This window comes from Pedobacter suwonensis (genome assembly GCF_900111825.1).
In the GTDB taxonomy this organism is placed as follows: domain Bacteria; phylum Bacteroidota; class Bacteroidia; order Sphingobacteriales; family Sphingobacteriaceae; genus Pedobacter; species Pedobacter suwonensis.
Map to the genome: position 1 here is coordinate 1 of NZ_FOJM01000004.1, position 3,290 is coordinate 3,290.

The 3,290-nt window shown below is 45.3% G+C and carries 1 protein-coding gene and 1 pseudogene; both read left to right on the plus strand.

Translation table 11 applies throughout. The features are described 5' to 3' along the window. Positions 1–592, plus strand: a pseudogene (locus BM107_RS24620) (SusC/RagA family TonB-linked outer membrane protein); the annotation flags it as partial. Between the two features lie 11 nt (positions 593–603). After that, the gene (locus BM107_RS06410) at positions 604–1,956 is read left to right on the plus strand and encodes a RagB/SusD family nutrient uptake outer membrane protein (RefSeq protein WP_159435204.1); all 1,353 of its coding nucleotides are present in this window, start codon (positions 604–606) and stop codon (positions 1,954–1,956) included. The last annotated feature ends 1,334 nt before the right edge of the window (positions 1,957–3,290 follow it).

Consider the following 3,290-nt stretch of genomic DNA (forward strand, 5'->3'; position numbering starts at 1 on the left):
GGGCGAACCGATGGGCTTTTTAAACGGCCAGCCCAGCAAGGCCTACAGCAGTATCATCAGTGGTACCAAACTTACCGATCTGGTATTTCACGGCCCGGCGCTGCCCCGTTATTTCGGCAACATGGTAAACGATTTTGGATGTAAAGGTTTTACCCTTTCGGTAGCGCTCAGCTTTAAGTTCGGTTATTATTTCAGGCGCAAGGGGATTGATTATACCAACCTGTTTGCCAACGGCAGCGGCCATGCCGATTTTGGCAACCGCTGGAAAAACCCGGGCGATGAACAATTTACCCAGGTACCTTCCATACCCTATCCCTTATCAAGCAGCAGGGAATCTTTTTACAGCTTTTCAGAAGAACTGATTGATAAGGGCGACCATATCCGCATACAGTACATCAACCTTGATTATGCGGTCGGGAAAAAACTCGCAAAAAAGACCGGCTTAAAAACATTGAACGTATTTGCCAACCTGGCCAATGTGGGCATTATTTACCGGGCAAACAAACACCACCTTGACCCTGAGTATGTAACCAGTAGCTTTAACTTACCTCCAGGCCAAACCCTGGCTTTCGGCTTAAGGGCGGGCCTTTAAAATTGATGAACATGAAAAAGACAAACCACTTTGGATATTGGCTTCTGCTGGCTCTTTTTGCTGCAGGAATTTTAGGTTGCCAAAAACTGTTGGATGAAAAACCAGATCAGCGCCTGGTGATCCCCTCCACACTGGCCGATTTTCAGGCCCTGATGGATAATTTCGGGGTGCTGACCGCTAAAGATCTGGTATCGGCAGAAATCTCGGCCGATGATTATTACCTTACCGATGCCGACTTTGTAGCGCTGCCGGGCGAATATGAGCGCAGGATGTACAGCTGGCAAAAGGATAACTTTTTTGAGCCGGGAAGCAACGATTGGGCTTACCTGTACAAAGCGGTATATGCCTGTAATGCCGTACTGGAAGGGCTGGAAGCCTCAACCATAACCAGGGATACGCGATATAATGATATAAAAGGGCAGGCACTGGTTTACCGGGCCAAATGCTTTTTACAGGGGCTGGGCCTTTGGGCAAAGGCTTACCAGGTTTCTTCAGCAACAGACCTCGGTATCCCGCTGCGCCCAAATGCCGATTTTAATACGCCTTCTACCCGCGCTACCGTACAGGAAGGTTACCAAAAGGTGCTGGCCGATCTTAAAGCTGCGGTACCACTTTTGCCAGATAAAGCCCTGAGTGCCACCAGGCCATCAAAGGCCGCAGCCTATGGGCTTTTGGCGCGTACCTTTTTATACATGGGCAATTACCAGGCGGCCGAAAGTTATGCCGATTCCTGCCTGCGTATCAATGCTGCGCTTTTGGATTATAATAAACTCAATGTGGCAGATCGCTATCCGGTGGCGCTTTTTAACCCTGAAGTGGTTTTTAACACCTTTGTTCCGCCCGCAACCATAGTGGGCAACACCAGGGCGAAGATAGTGCCTGAGCTTTTGCAGGCCTACCAGGCTAATGATTTAAGAAAGCAGGTATTCTATTTTGAGAGCGGTGGCGCTTTTTATTTTAAAGGCACCTATTTCCAGCCCGCACTTTTCTTTGGCCTGGCTACTGATGAAATGTACCTTACCCTTGCCGAGTGCCAGGTGAGGAACGGAAAAACAGACCTGGGTATGCAAACGCTGAACAAACTTTTGGTGGCCAGGTTTAAAACCGGAACATTTGTGCCATTGGTGGCCAGCGATAAAACCACCGCACTGAATATGGTGCTAAGCGAAAGGCGGAAAGAACTGGTGATGCGGGGGCTGCGGTGGATGGATGTTAAGCGTTTAAATGCCGAAGGTGGTAATATTGTGCTGAAGCGAACCATAGGCGGGATTGATTATACCTTAACACCAAATGATAAACGATATGCACTGCCGTTGCCTGAAGATATTATTGCCCTAACCGGTATGCCCCAGAATGAGCGGTAAGAAAAGAATCTGTATCAATATATTGATATGTCGATACATTAAGATTCCCATTTAATCCAATATCGGATGTGAATCTTAATGCTTTGGCAAAGGGCTTTAAGATCCCCGCCTGCGCGGGGATGACGATATATCAAACATATTGATGCAGGCTAATTAAGCGACTGATATTTCAATACATCGACATTCCTAATTTAATCCGATAGGTAGCTATCGAATGGGAATCTTAATGCTTTGGCAAAAGGCTTTAAGATCCCCGTCTGGGCATATCGTGTGGACACATCTTTTGGTTTGTTTGTTTTTATACGCTTTGCTAGCTTGCTTTGTTAGATTGCAGGTTTTACCGAAGAACGCCGTCAATCCCAAGGGCCGGAGATATCAAAAAAACAGTTGTATGAAAGAACAAATAGCATTACCAAACCTTAAACGCAGTGGTTTTGTGTTCATAAAACCAATCTAATTACTAAGGAGAATTGAACACAAAACGAAGTGCTGCTGTTTTTTTGATGCGAGTGTGGTTGTGTGAAAGGCCCCTAGCTGGATTGACAAAGCGCTTTGTGTACTTTGGCGCTCCAAAGTATCATGCCCCCGCGGCATAGAGCGGAAAAACAATATTTTTGTTGAAAAATAATTTTTCTTAATCAATAGTATTAATAGCAGGAAAGACTGCTGGTCATGAAGTAGCTACAAGGCAATTTAAAACCATATTTCTACTTGCAAAATAAATTGAGCATGAAGATTGCCTTAGAAATAGGTGCTAAAGAACACATACTTACCTGATCAGCAATCCGGTTGGATAGCCAGATTTTATGAAAAAAAGGCCGTATTTGTTTACCCCTGCTTTACCTGTTCTTTACCCTTTGCTGGTACCAAGCTTACCCCTGGGTTACCCTTTGCTTACCTATTGGTTACCTATTCGTTACCTGTTGTTTACCCATTGGTTACCTAAAAGGTAAACAATGGGCTTTTTTAGGGTAAACCTTTAGGGTATTTCTGGTTATGTTGCACCAAAGCAGGCTGCCGGCCTGTGCCTGCTGTTTGCCCTGCCCGTTACGGTTGGCAGGCGCTCAATTTAGCGCTCTGGGGTGTGTATTTGCTTACGTCAATCAAACTAGCCGGGACTTTATTTCGCCATTAAGATTAATTAGCACAGTAAATCGGGGTCCGCATAGCGATTGCAACAAACATTCCTTTAACAATAAAACGCAACAAAAAAGCGATCCCCTTTTTCCGGGAACCGCTGTTTTTATTTCTCAGCTTTGGGTTTTACCTTCAACCCTCAACCTTTTAGCTTTAGACTTTTAGCTTTGGTCTTTCAGCTTTAGACTTTTAGCTTT

Coding starts and splice junctions, on each gene's coding strand:
- BM107_RS06410 (WP_159435204.1), top strand. CDS start 604: ATGAAAAAGACAAACCACTTTGGATATTGGCTTCTGCTGGCTCTTTTT.